The organism is Adhaeretor mobilis, assembly GCF_007741515.1.
Lineage (GTDB): Bacteria > Planctomycetota > Planctomycetia > Pirellulales > Lacipirellulaceae > Adhaeretor > Adhaeretor mobilis.
Genome location: NZ_CP036263.1, coordinates 1246302 through 1264819, shown reverse-complemented (window position 1 = coordinate 1264819; position 18518 = coordinate 1246302). Strand labels below are relative to the sequence as shown.

Below are 18518 nucleotides of genomic sequence, written 5' to 3'. Positions count from 1 at the left end.
GCTCTCCGTGTCTCCGTGGTAAATAAGAAATCCCAACTCCGATAGCCTCGCCCTTCTTGAATACTCATGCTGCAGGCTCTGGAACTCAACGGATTCAAGAGTTTCGCTGAGCGGACTCGCTTTGATTTCCCTAAGGGAATCACTGTGGTTGTGGGGCCCAATGGCTCTGGCAAGTCGAATGTCGTTGATGCCGTTAAGTGGGTATTAGGCGCTCAAAGCGTTAAGGCCTTGCGTGGCAAGGAGATGGCCGACGTCATCTTCAGCGGTACCCCCAAGCGGCGTGCTTCGGGCGCGGCTGAGGTGTCGCTGGTGTTCGACAACCGTGGCAGCATTCTAGGGCACGACGCCGAGCAAGTCGAAATCACGCGCCGCGTGTATCGTAGTGGCGAGAGCGAGTATCTTCTCAATCGCAAGCAGTGCCGCCTACGCGATCTGCGCGATGTGCTCTCTGGCACGGGCATGGCAGGTGGTGCCTACAGCATTATCGAGCAGGGCAAAGTTGACGCCCTGCTGCAATCGTCGCCTGCTGATCGACGACAAATCTTTGAAGAAGCGGCCGGCATCAGTCGGTTCAAGCTCAAACGACAAGACGCGGCTCGTCGATTAGAGCGTGTGCAGCAAAACTTGCTACGCCTCACCGACATTGTCGAAGAACTCCAATCGCAACTCACCAAAGTGCGTTCTCAAGCGGGACGTGCGCGTCAGTACAAGGATGTCCACACGCGGTTGCGAGAACTGCAAATTCAGGTAGCCGTTGCCGATTGGCATGAGGCAACCGAGCGGCTAAGCCAACTGCAGCAAGCAAGTGCTGCATTCCGGGAGAAGATCGCGAGTCTGGAACAAGAGCTTGAGACATGTACCTCACAATCGCGCATTCACGAGCAACGCGTCGACGAACTGCAATCGCGTGTGCGCGAGGCAACGGTCGAACAGGCTTCGACTCGGGAGCGCATCAACCATTGCCAGACCAATCGTCGCGGCCAGCAAGCACGGATCACAGAACTAGCCCTAGAAGCCGAGCGCGTAGCCCGGCAGTTGCTGACACTCACAACACGAGCCGATAATTCGCAACGAAACCTACTCGACGCACAGACGGAATTGGCCAAGGCCGATGCGAGCTACCGGGAACTGCAGGCCTCGACTGAGCAAAGCCAAGCCCGTTTTGCAGAAAAGGAAGCACAACTTGAGCAACTCAAGAGCGGACAGCAAGCTGCTGAACAGCAGTTAAGTGAGACTGAGCGTTCGCTCGCCCAAGATCAGAACCATGTAGAGTTGTTGGCAGCCAAGTGCGAGACGATCCAAACACAATCGCAGAGCGGAAGCCAGAAACTCGCTGAGCTGGCGGCCACACTGCAAAGGCTGAGCACCGAGTTCGCCGCCTCACAGAAAGTGCAGAAAGCGGCTCAAACTGAACATGACACCGCTGCCAGTGTATTCAAGCAGTCACAAACACAACTCCGAGAAGATCGACGCTCGCTCGCCCAATTGCACAAGCAGCAGGCCGAGTTGCAAGGAAAACTTACCGGCGCACGCGAGCGTTCGGTGGTGCTGGCAGAACTTGAGAAAAGACTTGATGGCCTTAGCGCTGGTGCGAAGGAAGTGCTCCGCCGAGCAAGTGACGACCCCAACGGGCCTTACGGTTCGGTTCGCGGCGTCGTCGCTGACCTGCTACGAGTGGATGCGGACTCCGCGCAGATGATCGAGCTGGCCCTCGGGGAACGAGCACATCAACTGGTGGTGACTGACGCCCAGCGACTGGCGGAAACGCTCATCGATCCGGCGCACAAGCTACCCGCACGGACCGTTTTCTTGCGGCTTGATACCCCTCTGCCGACCAACGCGGTTGATCGAATCGATCTCTCAGCCGAACCCGGTGTCATGGGTCGCGCAGACCAATTTGTGGAGACCGACGACGATCTGCAAGGCCTAGTGCGAAGGTTGCTGGGTCGGCATTGGTTCGTGGATTCGCTGGAAACGGCCCTCAGTCTTTCACTAGGAATTGGTCGCGGGTTGAGTTTCATCACGGTCGGAGGGGAGATTGTTGGCGCTGAGGGCATCGTAGCAGTCGGCCCACGAAAGCAATCTGGCGGCATGCTCTCACGACGCAACGAGCTTCGGGCGCTCGAAGAGCAAGTTCGCACAATGCAGGAGGAGCTCGCCCAGGTTCAGCTACGCTGTGCAGCAATGGAAGAGAAAATCACTGCCGATGACCTAGCTTTGCAGAAACATGCGGACGTTCACGAACAGACTCGCAGCAATCTTCACAAAGCAGAGCTGACCTTTGCAGCACTGGCTGAGCGCCACGGACGGCTGGAAACGAAGCTGAAAGCAATGCGAAGTGAAAGGCAAGATTCGACCAATCAGCTGCAGGACCTTCAAACGCAACTGCAAGCATGCCAACAACGCATTGAAGAGCAGGGCAGGGCAGCGGAACAATTGCAGGTAACTGTTGAGGAGCTCCGCACCAAACGCACGGAGTTCAAGGAGTCACTCTCTGCCGAGAGAAGTCAATCGACTGAGCAACAGGTAAAGCTAGCCGGGGCAGAGCAGCGTCGCGATGGTTTGGTACGGCAATTGGAACAGCTCAAGCGGGATGGTCTGGAACGAGCTCAAATTCGCGCGGAAACGAACGAGCGACTGGCGAAATCTAGAGAACAAACCCTAGAGCTGAATCTGAAGGTATTGGAACAAACTTCCGATATCGCCGAGCACTATGTGAGGCTTGAAGGCCTGGAAGCGCTGCTCCAAGGACTGCACGGGAAACAATATCAGTTACAATCAGGCCGACGCGAAGCTGCCGATACCGCTGAGCAAGTCCGCAAGCAGCTCCTGGAAGTGCAGCAGAACTCACAAAAGCAAGAACTGGCCATTCAACAACTCGAGAACCAGCGGCGCACCCTGTCTGATCGTTTGCGGGAGCAGCATCGTTTGGAATTAGCCGTGGTTGCCAAGCAACACTTAGCCCACGGCTCTGCCGGGGAATCGGACACCAAGTCGGGCAACATTGCCAAAACCGAGCGAGCTGAGATCGACCGAGAGATCGCCGCGCTGCAATCCAAAATGCAAGCCAGTGGCCCGGTAAACTTAGAAGCGGTCGAAGAGCTCGATGCCCTGGAAGAACGCTTTCGCACGCTCGCAGAGCAGCACGACGACCTGCAAACGGCTCGGGTACGGCTGGAGCAGATCGTTTCGCAGATTAATACCGAGAGCCGTCAGTTGTTCTTAGATACCATCGACGAGGTGCGCACCCACTTCAAGGAACTATTCGCCAACCTGTTCGGCGGTGGCGAAGCAGATATTCTTGTCGAAAGCGAATCGGGCGAAGATGTGCTCGAATGCGGCATCGAAATCGTGGCTCGCCCACCCGGCAAACAGCCGCGCAGCATTTCACTGCTTTCGGGCGGTGAGCGCACGCTGACCTGTGTGGCGCTACTACTAGCGATCTTCAAGAGCCGCCCCAGCCCGTTCTGCATTCTCGACGAAGTCGACGCGGCGCTGGACGAAGCGAACATCGACCGCTTCGTGGAAGTGCTCAAAGAGTTCATGGGCAGCACCCAGTTCATCGTCATCACGCACTCCAAACGCACCATGACCTGCTCCGACACGCTGTACGGTGTGACAATGCAAGAATCGGGCATATCGAAACGGGTGTCAGTGCGATTTGAGGATGTGACCAACGATGGGCATATCAAGCCGGCAGCGCTGAAGCGGGCTGCTTAGCAATTCCAATAGCGCTGTTCAAATCCTTTAGGTTCGATCCAGCAGTCACTTCCGAAGCGGGTGGAACAGGAACTTGAACTGTCTCCAGACCCTCATCACTACACTCGGTCTCCTGGAATACTTGAATCGGCCTGCAAGCTCAGAAAACGAACTTGCTATAGGGTCTGCGTATTGTGCTTCCATTCCGATCATTGGCAGCATAAAAACAGCACCAGTGCCATCAAATGCTGCTACTTCGCCTGCCCCATTACCTGCGAACGCTATGTAACCTGGTGCAAGTTCGTCAACGCTTAGATCAGCGTTGAACTCCATTATGTTCTCGAGAGCCCACAGACGTATGTATCCTGGCCGACCGCTCGTAAAGCCTTCGAAAAGCCCTCTCTCATTCACGAACACTTTGTATTGAGTAGGTATGGAAGGATACACGGCTGATTTCGATACGTGGGTTGATTTCAGACCCATCAAACCCATGACCCTAACAAATCCTCCCGAGACCGCAAGTTTTTGTATTCGGAAGTTGCTGCGGTGCTCGGTAGTTTTTGGGCGTGTCGCCGTAGATCGGTGCCTCTGGCCTGATCCAGGTTAGGCATCCAATTCTATACCGTTGGCAGTGCCAACGCGGGTGAGAATTCGAGCAACCCACACTCTCAGCCAGGATGGCCGAGCTACTTTTTTCGAAATCCCCCCCGGATAACCCTTACCACTGGTTCTACCCGTGCAATAAGGGAATGTTCCTAAAGTTAGGGGGCCCATTGTTTCGACACTTACTCTTGGAAGGATTGTTTCTCTCGCACCGCTCGCAAGAGCCACGTAAGAGAGACCTTCTTTCTGCAGGGGGGAGCCTGCCTAACTTGGTGCGTGTTTCACACGGTTTGCTGCTGTGAAAGCGTGCCACCTGTCGATTGCCTAGCAATCGTCGAGCTACAGTCATGCTCTCTAACTGCGCAACTTCCCGTTGCATCCACACCCGGTGGTGCGCGACGAGATCGGTGAAGTGTCGATGCTATTAGTGCGTCGTTCGCAAAAGGGTTGGATTGGAGCGTTTAGACCCAAACACTCCAATTTAACCAGTTTTCACCAATCTCCGAGTGCTTGCATTGCCGATGGTGATGAGTAACCCGAAGTGGATTCAGAAGGATCTGAACCCAAAAGAGTACCAGAGTATCTAAAGAGTCCGATTTGCAACATTTGATTAGTGCCCCGACCCAGGTGACTTACACACACGGCAATCCACATTCAGTCTGAGGGAGTAAGACTGTGGCCGCGGTGCGAAAGTAATTCATTGAGGGCTTAACGTCTGGCTCTATTATTGAGTTAGACAGACCAGCGAACAACATAAGACAAGTTTGGAGTACCCGTGATGAAGGTCTTTACTACTGGACAGGTCGCCAAGATCTGCAAAGTGGCCCCGCGCACGGTTAGCAAGTGGTTCGACTCCGGTCGGCTCAAAGGCTATCGTATCCCCGGTTCCCAAGATCGCCGCATCCCCCGCGAATACCTGATCAAGTTCCTCAAAGAGCATGGCATGCCTTTGGGTGATCTGGAAGACGAAGCGATGGCGAAGGTGCTGATCGTGGCTCAAGATCAAGTTTTGATCGAGAACCTGAAACGCGAATTGCCTGCCGAACGTTCTTTCCGCAATGCTACCGCAGCCAGTGGCTTTGAAGCCGGCATTCAAGCCGAGAGTTTCCACCCCGACTGCATAATCGTTGACTTCTCGATCGGTCAGCTTGAAGCCCTGCAGATTTGTCAGAATCTGCGTCGCTCCAGCGACTTTGCCGAGACGATCCTGATCGCCCTACTGCCAGACGACGGCACCACGGCCAACTTCGATCGCTCGACGATCAACGAGACGTTCAAGAAACCGTTCGATGCCGCCCTGCTGGCCGAACGCTTGCGAACCTTGATCGGAGCCAAGAAAGAATTGGTCTAGCCATGGTGAATTGATGGCTCTGCCGATAGGAAAGCGACCGTTCGCTGGTCGCACGACAGAGAAGTATCCACCGTCGATCGGAGGGGTCTGTCGACGGCAAACATAACGTGGGACGGCCGATGGATTCGACCGGACGCAAGCAGCACTAAGGCAACTCCCGAGGCCCGCTGTTTGCGACACCCCGCGATCAACGAAAAGCCCTCGCTAGGAAACTAGCGAGGGCTTCTTGCTGCGCTATGTTGGAAAATACAAAACGCCCCCAGGTCTTGCGACCCAGGGGCGTTTGCGTTTGACGTTGTCACTTGCTCAATGGCAAGGGACATCAGTTCTACGAAACCAACTGTACCGAAACTGCACATGGGCCTTTTTTGCCCTGGCCGACTTGATACTCGACGGTTTGGCCTTCTGCGAGTTGTTCGATGGTGGTGCCTTGAACTTCGGAGTGATGGAAGAACAAGTCGTCCCGCTCACCTTCGATGAATCCAAAACCCTTTTCGGACATGATCTTCTTAATCTTACCTTCTGGCATGACTACTTCCTCGACTACATTGCTGGGCACGAAAGACGATTTGCGCTAATCGATTCAACTAGTGCAAATCGAGGCCCGAAAAAAAAGAGCATGCCCTGGTATCGAGTTGGGTTCTTCTTACAGAGAACCCAGCTACGCCACTACGGCTGACAGAAAGAACCTTTCGAGAGGCACTGTGACCTACTGGAGGCGCTGCGACCTGCTTCTAATCCTCTTTATCACTTGCTCATCGTGAACAATCACGACGCCAATCAGAGTAGGGGAGTACGAAGAGAAATACTAGAGTGACGCCCAGTGACGGAGGGCTCAAATTGGCATTGCTACTAGCCGGCAAGCCTCAAAGTGCGGATAGAAACCACTATTTTTCCTTATCGTCAGCTTCTTCCTCTTGGGCGTCGAAGCCTTCGGTCGCCTGCTTCTGGTAGATGGGCATAAGGCGGTAGTAGACTTCGAGGGTCATGGCGCTCATCGCCGTGACGTAGAGACGACCGCCACTTTTCTGCGCATGACTCTTATGAGGTGGTGTCCAACTACCTGCTTGATGGCCTTCGGTTTCTTGGGTGGCGACCAGCTGGTCGCGCAACTTGTCGTTCCATTTTTTCCAGAGTGGCCCCTCACCCCCAGTAAACTGGTAAATCACTTGAGCTGCATAGTAATTGTAGTAGGCGTTGTTTTTGGAAGGGCCATATTTTAGTAGTCGCTCAACGCCTCGCTGGAGTACGGGATTCGTTTGATCCATTCCCATGTACATGCGGCAAAGCAGACCAATTGATGAGCAGGTAGAACTGTACTTCGGAGGCTCTGGACTGTAGGGGTTGTAACAGTAGCCTACGCCACCATCGACTTCAGCGGTATCGAGGTAATAGCTCGCGCGCTGAACGACAATGGGTGGGACTTGTAACGAAGCCATGTAACCGCTCTTGAGCGCCCCTACGTGCCAGCCCATGACCGAGGTATCACCTTTTTGGCGTGGCTGATAACGCCAGCCGCCACCTTTAGGGTCTTGAGCATTGCAGGTGAAGGCCAATAAGGATTGGGCCGGGGCTCGCAGGGTTTCGTCTCCCGTCATCGCGAAGGCCTCACTTAACGCCATTGAGGCAATACCGTGGCTGTACATCCAAGGACCACCTTTGACGTCTTTGTCGATGACGGTTGCGCCGTCGGGCGTCATCTTGAGCATTTGAACTAGGGCGGCGCCGCCTCGCTCAACTATGTCGTGGTATTTGCCCTCGCGATGCGTGTTGCCGGCCCCCAAAAACGGCAAGAGAGCCAAGCCTGTAGCACCTGCCCGCAGCTTTGCTTTCTCGCCTGGGTGAGAGCATTGGCCGTTGCACTCTCCGTAACGGTGGTCGAAGCTCCACGAACCGTCCGGCAGCTGATGCCTAGCAAGCCACAGAAGGGCGGCGTCGACGGCCTGCTCGCTTTCGCGGCTGCCGCCTGCTTTGCGAACCATCCGCCGGCGGCCTGCTGCAGAGCGACCCGAGAGCCCCTCAACTCCCATTCCGCTACCACTACTGGGGGTGGCTTCCATCATGCCGATGTCTGCAGAGAAATCGACTAGGTCGAGCGAGGTGTCTTCAAACGTCATCGCCTCGCTCGATTCGAGGCTTTCGATTTCAATTTCTGTATCGAGGTCCACTTCGACATCAAGCTCGCTAGTCTCCTCCAGATCGGTATCTTCTGTCTGAAACTCGATATCGAGAATCTCTTCATTGAGTTCGACAATCTCCGTATCGACTTCCGCCGAACTCAGCGCAGTAGGTTCACGCGAAGTGAGCGGCAAGGTCCACAGTGCGAGGGCAAGGATGGCAGCCAGATGCAACATCAAACTGGCTAGCCAGCTCGGCATTCCGCCTGTGATCTGAGAGAGTAGCGGTTCGTTCTCATCCAGATCGACTTGATCTTCGACCCTCAGCTTCTTCTTCGTCGCTTTGCCTGCAGGCTTGGACGACACTTCGGGGGTACCTAGGGGAGGTGGAGAATTCATGGATTTGGCTGCAAGCATTGGATCCGAGAGAAGAGTGACGGCCCACTCGTGGCCTACTCTCCATTCTAGACCAAAGCTCAAACATCAGAAAGCGATTGGCCACGTTGCAGCCCCCCCCCTCAGCTGAAGTCTTTAGCTGGAATCCATTGAAAAACGCGTCGCCAATAAGCTTGGCGACGCGTTTGGTCGTACCTCCACTGATCAGATCATCGGTGGTGGTGGTTGCGGATCGGGCTCCGGCTCCGGCTCCGGCTCCGGCTCCGGATCGGGCTCCGGCTCTGGCTCTGGTTCGGGTTCGGGTTCGGGATCATCATCATCGTCATCATCGTCATCATCGTCATCATCGTCATCATCGTCATCATCGTCATCATCGTCATCATCGTCATCATCGTCATCATCATCGTCGTCGTCATCGTCATCGTCATCGTCATCGTCATCGTCATCGTCATCGTCATCGTCATCGTCATCATCGTCGTCGTCATCGTCATCATCGTCATCGTCATCGTCATCGTCGTCTGGATCTGGATCTGGTTCGGGTTCTGGTTCGGGTTCTGGTTCGGGTTCTGGTTCTGGTTCGGGTTCTGGTTCGGGTTCTGGTTCTGGTTCGGGTTCTGGTTCGGGTTCGGGTTCTGGTAATCCGGCGACTTGGATGACGGGTACGCGCTCGGTCATGAGTGTGCACTCGCGGCTTACCAGTCGGTCACGAGTCAAACCGGCTGGCAGCCAGGAGTTAGTCATCATCGGCACGTTGACCGTGACGGTTACGTTTTCGGTATCTTCACCAATAATCGAAGGAGTTACCGTGATGGTGGCGTTTTTCACACCAGCCCGGGCGAGCAGGTTTTGAGCCTCGGCTTCGGCTTCCGCCTTGGTCGCCCCGGGCACCACGACGTGGCGGGCTGCTTCGTAGGCTGCGTTGTCGGCAGCGTGGCGCAGATTGTTCATCCGCGTGAATTCAATCATGCCGATGACAATCGTTATTAGAATCGGCAGCGTGAGCGCGAATTCAACGACCGTGACGCCGCGACGTAAATTGCTCCCGCCGGGCAGCTTCTTCAATCTTCGTATTCTGAAAGAGTTCATATTCACTTACTGGACGAGTAGGGTCGGGAGACTTTTAGCAATTTCTCGAAACGCATCTCTCAGATCTGCATCTGTCTCTGCATGAAAGTGCAATCCGCTACCCTCGCTCGCTACTGTTTGCATGCGGCCTTGGTCCGCCTCTTGCGAGAAAGTGACTGTGTAGACGGTGATACCTTGATCAGCTGCATCTTGAGCGGCATACACGGGGTCCGTGCCCAGGTTATGCTGGCCATCGGACATAAGCACGATTACTTTTACGGCCCAGGGGCGATTGTGAGCGGCGGCGCTAAGCGCATTAATGGCCTCGTAGATTCCATCCCCTACGTTCGTGCCGCCCGCCTCCAGGTTATTCGAATACCCATCCAAGGCGCTGGCAATGCTGGCGTAGTCGCTACCCAACTCTGACTCTCGGGTTGCAGAGGTGGCATACGTCGTGAGGGAAAGGTGCTCTATCTGCGGCGACTGATCCATCATGTCTAAAAACACGTGCACACCCGACACGAGTCCACGCCAACGAGATTGCGCTGGGGCAGCATCGCCAAACCACCAGCCCTCTGGAGCTACCTCAGGACCCAAATATTGACTCGCCCGATAGGCAGAGTCTTCGTAGTCACCGTAGGCCATGGATCCTGAGCGATCGAGCACAAGCGCGATGTCGAGCTCCACCTGCGAGGAAATGGCAAGTTGGTTAGGTTCGAACTCAGTGACTGCACCGAATCCTGGTAGCAGCATTTTTACGGCTCCTGTGCCGGAGCCACTATCTCTACGAGCGAGAACTTGCACGGCGTTCGATTTGCTACCGCCGGTTGTAAAGTTGTATCTCGATCCAACGCCGCTCCGCGTTGCGGTGCCAAACACAATGTCGCCATTCTTGAGAACTGTGGCCTCGCCAGCAACGAGATTGCGGGTCGACGCCTCACGGGCCACGAAACGAGCATCGCTCTCATCGCCGGTAGCATTGAGCGTGTAGCCGGCGGCGCGTGTGGCGGCGTCCGACGCAATTCGTAGTTCAGTACGAGTAAGCTCCATATACGCTAGGTTCACGGCAAAGCTAGAGAGGATCAGCAAGATCGGCAGCATGATCGCAATCAGCGGCATGATCGCGCCGCGAGGGCTGCTGCAATCTTGACGACGACTGATCAATTGATTCGGCATTCGGAGAACCTCTGGAAAGGAAGAGCGAAAGTGCTCGCGGAGTCTAGCGTTCCTTCATCATTTCTGTGCGAGCAGTAATCGTGCGACCGTTAAATAACCAACCGCCAACCAGTGAGTTCGAGCTGAAAGGTGCTGACGCCTCCACGGCGATCCACTCACCTGGGGGTGTGGAGGCAAAGTCGTCGGGCGTTACGGTGACCGTTGCTGAGCTGACTTCGCGATTGTTGAGAATCAAGTCGCACTGCGCTTCCACATTGCCTGCGTTGGCTCCTTGCACGAGCGCCACACGAGCCCCCTCGTAAGTCGCAATACTCAGCGACTGCTGCAAGAAAATCATCGTGCACGCTTCAATCGTGGCGAGCAAAATAATTGTGAGCACCGGCAAACAAACGGCCAATTCCGTGACGGCGAGTCCACGACGTGAATGGTGGAGACTGGATATTGAGCGGCGATTTCGGGAGTGGCGTGGCATGGCTATGCGCGGGGAAAGAATAACTTTGGCGTTGCATGAAAAACTTACGCCGATTCGTCCGTTGCGGCCATTTGGAACTGCGTGGAACAGCAACTAATGCTGCCCAAACCAGACGATTTGCAGCGAAAACGCCTGTTCTGCCGTTAATCCGTGTTGTACTTTTAACACCGCCAATGAGTATGATAGGGGCACTTGGAAAAGTGCATTCTGGCGGGAGCATTGAACATGAGCAGTGAAACGGGCGAGAGTATCACGCACAATCAACAATTGGTTGCCCTGTGCGAAGCAAACGACGAATTTGAGGCTCGCATGATCGTCGCCATGCTGGCCGATCATGGCATCGAAGCGACTACTACTGGTGAATTCACAGCTGGTTTCCGTGCTGAAGCACCAGGTGAGGTGAGAGTTCACATCTACGCCGCTGACTTGCCAGTAGCTCAGGATTTGTTGAACAAGGCTCGTTCGCAGTCTGATTCCGCTGAGGACACCGAGCTAGACCGCCAGTCAGCCTCTCCCCCTCGCGAGCCGGTTTTCTCGAGCTGGTTGCTCATTTCCGTAGTGATTACCGTGATCATTCTTTGCTTGCTGGCAATGGATTGGTAACACGAGACAGACTGTTCAGGCTGGGTTAATACCGCACTTTCTTCGCGGTTCTCTTTGAAGCAGAACTCGACCTCGAGCCGGCAATGCTTACAATGCGGGCTCTTCGTTCTTACTGCTCCGCACCCACTAGGTAGGCCCATGTTGCCGCTATCCCATTTTGACGAACAGGGCGCCAGCCGCATGGTGGATGTCGGCGGCAAGTCGGCGACTGAGCGAACTGCCACTGCCAGTGGAAAAGTATGCATGAAGCCAGAAACGCTCTCGCTGATCATGAATCGGCAACACGCCAAGGGCGACGTGTTGGAAGTGGCTCGCCTGGCAGGGATCATGGCTGCTAAAAAAACAGCCGATCTCATTCCGCTGTGCCATCCGCTTCCCCTGGATTCGATTTCCCTATCGCTCCAGCCGCACGACGAGGGGATCCTCACGATCACCGCAACCGCCTCGATCACCGCGAAAACTGGCGTCGAGATGGAAGCACTGACTGCTGTGAGCGTTGCCGCGCTAACCGTTTACGACATGTGCAAAGCGGTTGATCGCGATATGACCATCGAGCAGGTGCGTCTCGAACGAAAATCGGGCGGAGCAAGTGGCGAGTTTGATCGCTCGACGGCCGATAGCAAAAACAGCGATAGCTAATCAAGTTTCCAACAACACCGATCATCAACCAGACCTCTTGGCCTTGCCACTTCCCATGACTACTCAATGCCCACCGGCGGTTTTGAATGATCGGCTTGCGAAACTGTTCGCACCTATTGCAACGGAACTCGCAACCGCAGAGTCTCGCCTGCGTAGCGAACTACAGCATCGCGAACCGTTCATCAACGAGCTCGCTCAGCACTCGTTTCGCATGAGCGGCAAGCGATTGCGTCCGGCATTGCTGCTTCTCTCTGCGAGCGCTTGTGGCGAAGTGAATGAGGCTCATCGTACGCTGGCGCCGGTTGTCGAGATGGTACACACGGCCACGCTGGTACATGACGACATCCTCGACGAGGCAGTCGTGCGACGACATGCGGACACCGTGAACGCTCGCTGGGACAACCAAACGAGCGTGCTGTTGGGTGACTATCTGTTCACACACGCGTTTTACCTTGCCAGTTCGCTCGATACGCCGCTCGGTTGTCGCATCATTGGGCGAGCCACGAATAGGGTGTGCGAAGGGGAGTTATTGCAAACCGCCAGTAGTGGCGATTTCCACTTAAGCCGCGATTCCTACTTGCACATCATCGACGCAAAAACAGCCGCGTTGTGCGCCTGTGCCTGCGAGCTGGGCGCTCAGTTTGCCGATGTCGACAACAAGACCGTCGCCGCCTTTGAGGCGTACGGCACAAATCTTGGCATCGCATTTCAGATTGCCGATGATCTGCTGGACATCGTGGGCGAAGAACAGGCTGCCGGCAAGTCACTCGGCACAGATCTCACTCACTGCAAGATGACCCTCCCACTGATCGAGCTGCGAGATCGTCTTGCCCCTTCTGAGCGCAATGAGCTCCAAACACTTTGTGAGCAGCCGACGCAGGAAAACCTGGTAAGAATCAGAGATTGGCTGGAAGACTCCGGCTCGCTGGCAAGAGCTCGACAGACAGCCATCGACTACGCTGGGCAAGCAGTGGAGCAAATCAAGGACCTGTGCCCGTCGACCGGAGACAACGGCACAGCACAACGTCACCAGGCGCACCAATCGCTGGTAGAGCTCGCAAATTTTGTGATCAATCGTAGCGCCTAAGCTATTCAGTCGCCACCGACGCAATGCGCTCGGCGATTTCCTCGGCCTGCTCCTCAGGCTCGATGTCGAGGAAACGGCACTCGCTCAGACCGCGGAACCACGTGCCCTGCCTTTTCGAAAAGCGTCGGGTACGGGCTTTGATCTTTTCAATCATTTCTTCCTCAGAAAGATCGTCGTTGAGGTGATCGATCACCTCGCGATAGCCAACCGCCTGCGAAGCGGTTCTTCCTAGCTGCTTGCCATCAGAAGTAAGAGCACGGACTTCCTCGATCAAGCCACGCTCAATCATGTCGTCAACACGATCGTTGATGCGCTCTCGCTGAAGTTCTCGCGCTCGGCGCAAAACGAACACTCGGCATTGTTCTGCCGTGCGTGAATCATCAAACTGCATCTGCTGATGGCTGATCGGCTCGCCAGTGGCACGATAGACTTCCAAGGCCCGCACGAGCCGTCTGGTATCATTGGGATGTATTGCATCGGCTGCGAGCGGGTCGACTTGTTCCAGCAACTTGTGTAGTGCCTCTTGCCCGACTTCTTCAAGTTCCTTCTCGATCTGTTCCCGCATCTCCCAATCAGCGGGAGGCCCCTCGAACAAGCCACGCAGCAATGCCTTGAGATAAAGTGGCGTGCCCCCCACGAACAGCGGTTGATGGCCGCGCTTGCGAATCCCTTCGACCACTTCTTCAGCAGCTGAGAGGTACTCCGCCACGCTGTATTCATCGGTGGGGTCTACAATATCCAGCAAGTGATGCGGGACTCGCCGCTGCTCCTCAGGGCTCGGTTTTGCGGTGCCAATGTCCATGCCTCGGTAGATGGCCATGGAATCCAGCGAGATGATTTCCGCGTCAAGCCGCTCGGCCAACGCAATTGCCACGCTCGTCTTTCCCACGGCAGTAGCGCCGGTCAGAAACCAACAGTCTTCCACAGGGAGGTGATTCTTCATGGCTGGTACTTGCGTCATACGGCTTGATATTCGAGTAACCTATGTATTTGATCTACTGGGCGGAGGAGCACAATTGCCAGTTCACCCCTACCTGCTTACACTAAAGAGCTTACCTGCAACCCAGCAGTGCTCCTAGGCGCCGCTCCCCGCCATCTGTCACGGCTAACCTCCCAACCGTCATGCGACCGCTCGATCAACTTGAACAGACCATCGCCGAGCGAAAACAGGCTGGCGACGCAGACAGTTCCTACACCGCAAAGCTGCTAGCCGCTGGCGTCGCGAAGATCGGCAGCAAGATCACCGAGGAAGCCGCCGAAGTAGTGGAAGCCGCAGACGAAGCAGGCGAGGCGGGTCGACAGCATACCATCGCTGAGGCTGGCGACGTGATCTATCACCTGATGGTGCTCTTGGCCCATCGAGAGATTACGCTGGAAGAAGTCGAAGCCGAGATCGCCCGACGCTTCGGCATGTCCGGCTTGGAAGAAAAAGCGAGCCGTGATGGGGGAAACTAGAACCGCAAAGAGCGCCAAGGACGCGAAGAGCTTGCTGGCAGAGCCTTCCGACAGGACTAACCGACTATCGAATGAGGTGATTGGAGCAGCGATCGAAGTGCATCGCGAGTTAGGTGCCGGCTTTTTGGAAAGCGTCTACCAAGAGGCTTTGGCAATTGAGTTTGCTGAACGTGGGATTTCCTTTGAACAAGAGAAACCGATTTCGCTGAACTACAAAGGCAAGCCGGTCGGAGAAGCTCGCCTCGATTTCCTAGTAGGCAGCGATTTGATCGTTGAACTCAAGGCCGTAGAGTCGTTTCACCCGATTCACGAAGCTCAAGTTATTAACTACCTTAAAGCAACAAACAAACGGCTGGGTTTGCTACTAAACTTCAATACAAACCTATTAAAAGATGGCGGCATCAAACGCATCGCTCTCTCTTAGATGACGAATTACCAAACAACTCTTTGCGCCCTTAGCGCTCTTTGCGGTTAATAAAATGAACTCAAACAACCTACGTATTGGCATCCCCAGTAAAGGCCGGCTGGCTGATCTGGCGGGGCAGCTTCTTAAAGACGCTGGCCTGCGTTTCCGACGACAAGATCGCAGTCTGTTTGCCCGCGTGCGCGATATGCCGATCGATGTGACTTTTCTGCGCACCGACGATATTCCGATTCTGTGTGCGGAAGGCGCAATCGATCTCGGCATTACCGGCAGCGACTTGGTTGCTGAGAGCGGCGCCACCCTCACCACGCGATTGAATCTTGGCGTAGGCAATTGCGGGCTGGCGATTTGCGTGCCCGAAGACAGCTCCGCAAAAACCCCCGCGGACCTCGCCGGCAAACGTATCGCCACAAGCTTTCCGCACGTCACACGCACGTTCCTTGCAGAACATGGCGTTGATCCGCACGTCGTAGAGCTAACCGGTTCAGTGGAAGTCATGATCGCCCTGGGTGTAGCCGACGCGATTGTTGACCTCGTCGAAACGGGTAGCACGCTGGCGGCAAATCGCCTGCGGATTCTGGAGGAAATTGGCCGTTACGAAACGGCCCTCGTACAGAATCCAGCCACCAAGCACACAGCACTGGCAGACCGGATCACTCGCCGGATCGAAGGCGTCGTCATCGCGCGGGCCTATTCGCTGTTGGAATACAATATCGAGGAGAAGAATCTCGCCGCTGCGGAAAAGGTAACCCCCGGCTTCTCTTCACCAACCGTCAATCGCTTGGAAGAAGCGGGCTGGTTCAGCGTGCGGGCTATGGTCAAACGTGGTGAGGTGATCGACATCATGGAGCAGCTCGAAGAATTGGGCGCCGCAGCGATCCTCGAGACGAAAATCGCGAATTGCCGCCTCTAGCCGCTTGCGGCTTAGCAGGCAATTCCAGCACGGCAGAGGGTGTGTCAAATCTATGGGGCGAAACGTTGAGAACCACAAAGAACACGAAGATCACCAAGACTTGGCCTTATAGAACCTCCTATCCACGCTAAACATGCCTAGATTTCCAGAATCGTGAGAAACTCATTTCTCTTTCGTTCTTAGTGTTCTTAGTGGTTAAAAAAGTAGTCTTGCCAGAAAATATTGCCAAGCTCATGGCAGGCAGTTCCGACATAGCGAGCAATTTCGGCTAAGCCGCAAGCGGCGGAATTGCCAGACCAAAGTTGCCATTGAGCCCCTGCTAGCGGTTTGCTACGGTTCGCCGCTTATGCGTGCCTTTCTTCTCATCGCTGTTTCCTTGCTGCTTGGTTGCCAAAGTGCCGCAAAGGTCATGGCGCCGTCCAACGCGCGCAACTGGGCACCCGAGCAAGCCGTGCTACCCTACGCGGAAATCTCCGGCGACGAAGTTAAAGTACACAACGTGCGCCACTGCCAATACTTTGGCGGCACCGATCTCGCCCCAGGAGTAGACACCGTAGCAGGCGCCGAACTGGGCACTGAGGAAGATGCAACCGGCGAAGAGTTTGTCGTCAATCACGATGATCGCACCTATCGCTTGAGCGACTTACGCGGCGTCGACTTCTTCATGGTCCCCTTCGAGGGGATGCCGAGTCTCGCTCATACGATGCTGAGCTTCGAATTTGCCAACGACGATGGCCCGCCCGAGCATTTGACGGTAAGCGTAGAGACTCGCAAAGAGGTTGGCGAATCTTACGCTGCCTGGAAAGGGAGCGCTCGCCAATATGAATTGATGTACGTCGTGGCGGACGAGCGCGATGTGATCCGCGTGCGCACGCATTTCCGCAACGAGAATGTGTACCTGTATCGCACCAAAGCCACGCCCGAGCAAGCTCAACGCCTGTTTGTGGACGTCATGGGCAGAGCGAACGAGTTAGCCGTGCACCCCGAGTTCTATAACACAGTCACCAACAACTGCACAACCAATCTCGTACGCCACATCAACCGAATTCACCCCAAACGCATCAAGTACGACTACCACGTGCTACTGCCCGGCTACTCCGACGAACTCGCCTACAAGGAAGGGCTCATTGAGAAGGAGGGCTCGTTTGCGGAAACCAAGGCAAAAGCGTACATCAACGCGAAAGCCTGGAGCATGGCCGACGGGCGTGACTTCTCCGAGGCGATTCGGCGGTAGAGTCAGTTGGCTACCCTTTACTCCCCAATAATCTTCACCAGCACACGCTTCTTTCGCCGGCCATCGAATTCGCCGTAGAAGACTTGCTCCCAGGGGCCGAAGTCCAGCTGGCCCTCGGTCACAGCGACGACCACTTCACGTCCCATGATCTGGCGCTTGTGATGGGCGTCGGCGTTGTCTTCGCCGGTGCGGTTGTGGTGATAACGCTCAGGCGAAGCATCGAACGGGGCCAGTTCCTCTAGCCATTTCTTGTAGTCGCGGTGCAGGCCCGGCTCATCATCGTTGATGAACACGCTCGACGTGATGTGCATCGCGTTGCACAGGAGCAGGCCCTCCCTGATGCCGCTCTCTGCCAGGCACTGTTCTACCTGGGGTGTGATGTTCTCCAGCGCCATGCGCTCGGGCAGATTGAACCACAGTTCTTTGCGAAAAGATTTCATCGAGCGATTACTACGGCGAAACGTTCAGAAACAACGGGCGGTGGTCGCTGGTGGCTTCGGTATCTGGGAAGTCGCCGGGGCGGACGATCACGTAGCTCTTGGTGGTGAGTGGCTTGCCGTTCGCCTTCACGGCAGCGAAATCAAGGCGAGAGTTCGGGTAGTTGTCGACTCCATCTCCATCGCGGTCGTCCCAGTTGGTATCGATCTCTTCGTCGAGAGCTGCCATCTGCCACACCTTGGTCGCCAGGAAGGCATCGTACGAGGCGTTGCCTCGCTTGTTGATGATATCGAGGTCGAAGTTGCAATCGCCTGCCAAGATTACGGGAAACGACTGCGCCTTGGCCCATTCGCTTAGACCGGTGGCTTGCTCTTTTCGTAAGTCTTCATTGCCGCGAGCCAGATGCACGGTGACTAACAATAGCTCTTGCCCATCGGATTTTCTTTCCAAGTGAGTCACCAAGGGCGAGCGATGGCCGAAATCGTTGAGACGATACTTCTTGTAGCTCATCAGTTCAGAAAACGAGCGGATGTGGAACTTCGTTCCATCCACGATAATTGCCAGTCGGTCTCTGCCACCCAACGAGGTAACGAAATACTTATAGCCTTTACCATGCTTCTCTCGCACGGCGAAGGCGTAGCGACCGATATCGCGAGCATCGACTTCCTGTAATAGATACGCATCTGCCCTGGGGAGTTCTGCCAACTGCTGGGCGATGATCTCGGGGTCCGCTCCGCCGGACTCGACGTTCCAAGAGATGATGTCCAACGCCTGGGCATGGGCGGAGAGTGTGAGTGCGATCAGCAATGCGGCTAAGTATTTCATGGTGTACCTTGAATAAATTGA

The 18518-nt window shown here is 55.3% G+C and carries 18 protein-coding genes; 9 read left to right on the top strand and 9 right to left on the bottom strand.

Annotation, left to right across the window (positions count from 1 at the left end):
* Positions 1-66 precede the first annotated feature (66 nt).
* Positions 67-3720 carry a chromosome segregation protein SMC gene (gene smc, locus HG15A2_RS04960; RefSeq protein WP_145058419.1) on the top strand — a complete coding sequence of 1218 codons (3654 nt, stop codon included), beginning with the start codon at positions 67-69 and terminating at the stop codon, positions 3718-3720.
* Positions 3721-3765: 45 nt separating this feature from the next.
* Here the strand turns inward: smc and HG15A2_RS04955 are convergent, their stop codons facing one another.
* On the bottom strand, positions 3766-4146 hold the full coding sequence (locus HG15A2_RS04955; protein ID WP_145058417.1) for an SMI1/KNR4 family protein: 381 nt from the start codon (positions 4144-4146) through the stop codon (positions 3766-3768).
* Positions 4147-5080: 934 nt separating this feature from the next.
* Between HG15A2_RS04955 and HG15A2_RS04950 the strand changes: the two genes are divergently transcribed.
* A complete protein-coding gene (locus tag HG15A2_RS04950) occupies positions 5081-5653 on the top strand; it encodes a helix-turn-helix domain-containing protein (protein WP_145058415.1) in 573 nt (190 codons plus the stop codon).
* Between the two features lie 328 nt (positions 5654-5981).
* Here HG15A2_RS04950 and HG15A2_RS04945 read toward each other — a convergent pair whose 3' ends face one another.
* The 5 genes from HG15A2_RS04945 to HG15A2_RS04925 all read right to left on the bottom strand — a co-directional run bounded on the left by HG15A2_RS04945 (position 5982) and on the right by HG15A2_RS04925 (position 10879).
* Entirely contained in the window at positions 5982-6182 is a 201-nt protein-coding gene (locus HG15A2_RS04945) for a cold-shock protein (protein WP_145058413.1), read from the bottom strand.
* A gap of 358 nt (positions 6183-6540) precedes the next feature.
* Positions 6541-8136: a prenyltransferase/squalene oxidase repeat-containing protein gene (locus HG15A2_RS04940; RefSeq protein ID WP_145058411.1), complete on the bottom strand. Its 1596-nt coding sequence runs from the start codon at positions 8134-8136 to the stop codon at positions 6541-6543.
* A gap of 234 nt (positions 8137-8370) precedes the next feature.
* Positions 8371-9252: a TadE/TadG family type IV pilus assembly protein gene (locus HG15A2_RS04935; RefSeq protein WP_145058409.1), complete on the bottom strand. Its 882-nt coding sequence runs from the start codon at positions 9250-9252 to the stop codon at positions 8371-8373.
* A 6-nt stretch (positions 9253-9258) separates the two neighbouring features.
* Complete coding sequence (locus HG15A2_RS04930; RefSeq protein WP_145058407.1) at positions 9259-10407, bottom strand: vWA domain-containing protein; 1149 nt, start codon at positions 10405-10407, stop codon at positions 9259-9261.
* A gap of 43 nt (positions 10408-10450) precedes the next feature.
* Positions 10451-10879: a TadE/TadG family type IV pilus assembly protein gene (locus HG15A2_RS04925; RefSeq protein ID WP_145058405.1), complete on the bottom strand. Its 429-nt coding sequence runs from the start codon at positions 10877-10879 to the stop codon at positions 10451-10453.
* A 225-nt stretch (positions 10880-11104) separates the two neighbouring features.
* Between HG15A2_RS04925 and HG15A2_RS04920 the strand changes: the two genes are divergently transcribed.
* The 3 genes from HG15A2_RS04920 (at position 11105) to HG15A2_RS04910 (ending at position 13208) form a co-directional block, all read left to right on the top strand.
* Complete coding sequence (locus HG15A2_RS04920) at positions 11105-11482, top strand: putative signal transducing protein (protein WP_145058403.1); 378 nt, start codon at positions 11105-11107, stop codon at positions 11480-11482.
* A 138-nt stretch (positions 11483-11620) separates the two neighbouring features.
* Entirely contained in the window at positions 11621-12121 is a 501-nt protein-coding gene (moaC, locus tag HG15A2_RS04915; protein WP_145058401.1) for a cyclic pyranopterin monophosphate synthase MoaC, read from the top strand.
* Positions 12122-12176: 55 nt separating this feature from the next.
* The gene (locus tag HG15A2_RS04910; protein WP_145058399.1) at positions 12177-13208 is read left to right on the top strand and encodes a polyprenyl synthetase family protein; all 1032 of its coding nucleotides are present in this window, start codon (positions 12177-12179) and stop codon (positions 13206-13208) included.
* A 1-nt stretch (position 13209) separates the two neighbouring features.
* On the opposite strand, the gene miaA is transcribed toward HG15A2_RS04910, so the two are convergent.
* On the bottom strand, positions 13210-14151 hold the full coding sequence (gene miaA / locus HG15A2_RS04905; RefSeq protein WP_246117884.1) for a tRNA (adenosine(37)-N6)-dimethylallyltransferase MiaA: 942 nt from the start codon (positions 14149-14151) through the stop codon (positions 13210-13212).
* Between the two features lie 179 nt (positions 14152-14330).
* Here miaA and HG15A2_RS04900 point away from each other — a divergent pair, with 179 nt between their 5' ends.
* The 4 genes from HG15A2_RS04900 (at position 14331) to HG15A2_RS04885 (ending at position 17234) form a co-directional block, all read left to right on the top strand.
* Positions 14331-14663, top strand: a complete 333-nt coding sequence (locus HG15A2_RS04900; RefSeq protein ID WP_145058395.1) for a phosphoribosyl-ATP diphosphatase — start codon at positions 14331-14333, stop codon at positions 14661-14663.
* Positions 14650-15087, top strand: coding sequence for a GxxExxY protein (locus HG15A2_RS04895; protein WP_145058393.1), 438 nt, complete (start codon positions 14650-14652; stop codon positions 15085-15087). Before HG15A2_RS04900 ends, HG15A2_RS04895 begins: the two co-directional genes overlap by 14 nt.
* Before the next feature lie 55 nt (positions 15088-15142).
* A complete protein-coding gene (gene hisG / locus HG15A2_RS04890; RefSeq protein WP_145058391.1) occupies positions 15143-16000 on the top strand; it encodes an ATP phosphoribosyltransferase in 858 nt (285 codons plus the stop codon).
* A 346-nt stretch (positions 16001-16346) separates the two neighbouring features.
* Positions 16347-17234: an Lnb N-terminal periplasmic domain-containing protein gene (locus HG15A2_RS04885; RefSeq protein ID WP_246117883.1), complete on the top strand. Its 888-nt coding sequence runs from the start codon at positions 16347-16349 to the stop codon at positions 17232-17234.
* A 17-nt stretch (positions 17235-17251) separates the two neighbouring features.
* On the opposite strand, the gene HG15A2_RS04880 is transcribed toward HG15A2_RS04885, so the two are convergent.
* Entirely contained in the window at positions 17252-17674 is a 423-nt protein-coding gene (locus HG15A2_RS04880; RefSeq protein ID WP_145058389.1) for a secondary thiamine-phosphate synthase enzyme YjbQ, read from the bottom strand.
* Between the two features lie 10 nt (positions 17675-17684).
* Complete coding sequence (locus HG15A2_RS04875) at positions 17685-18497, bottom strand: endonuclease/exonuclease/phosphatase family protein (protein ID WP_145058387.1); 813 nt, start codon at positions 18495-18497, stop codon at positions 17685-17687.
* Between the last annotated feature and the right edge of the window lie 21 nt (positions 18498-18518).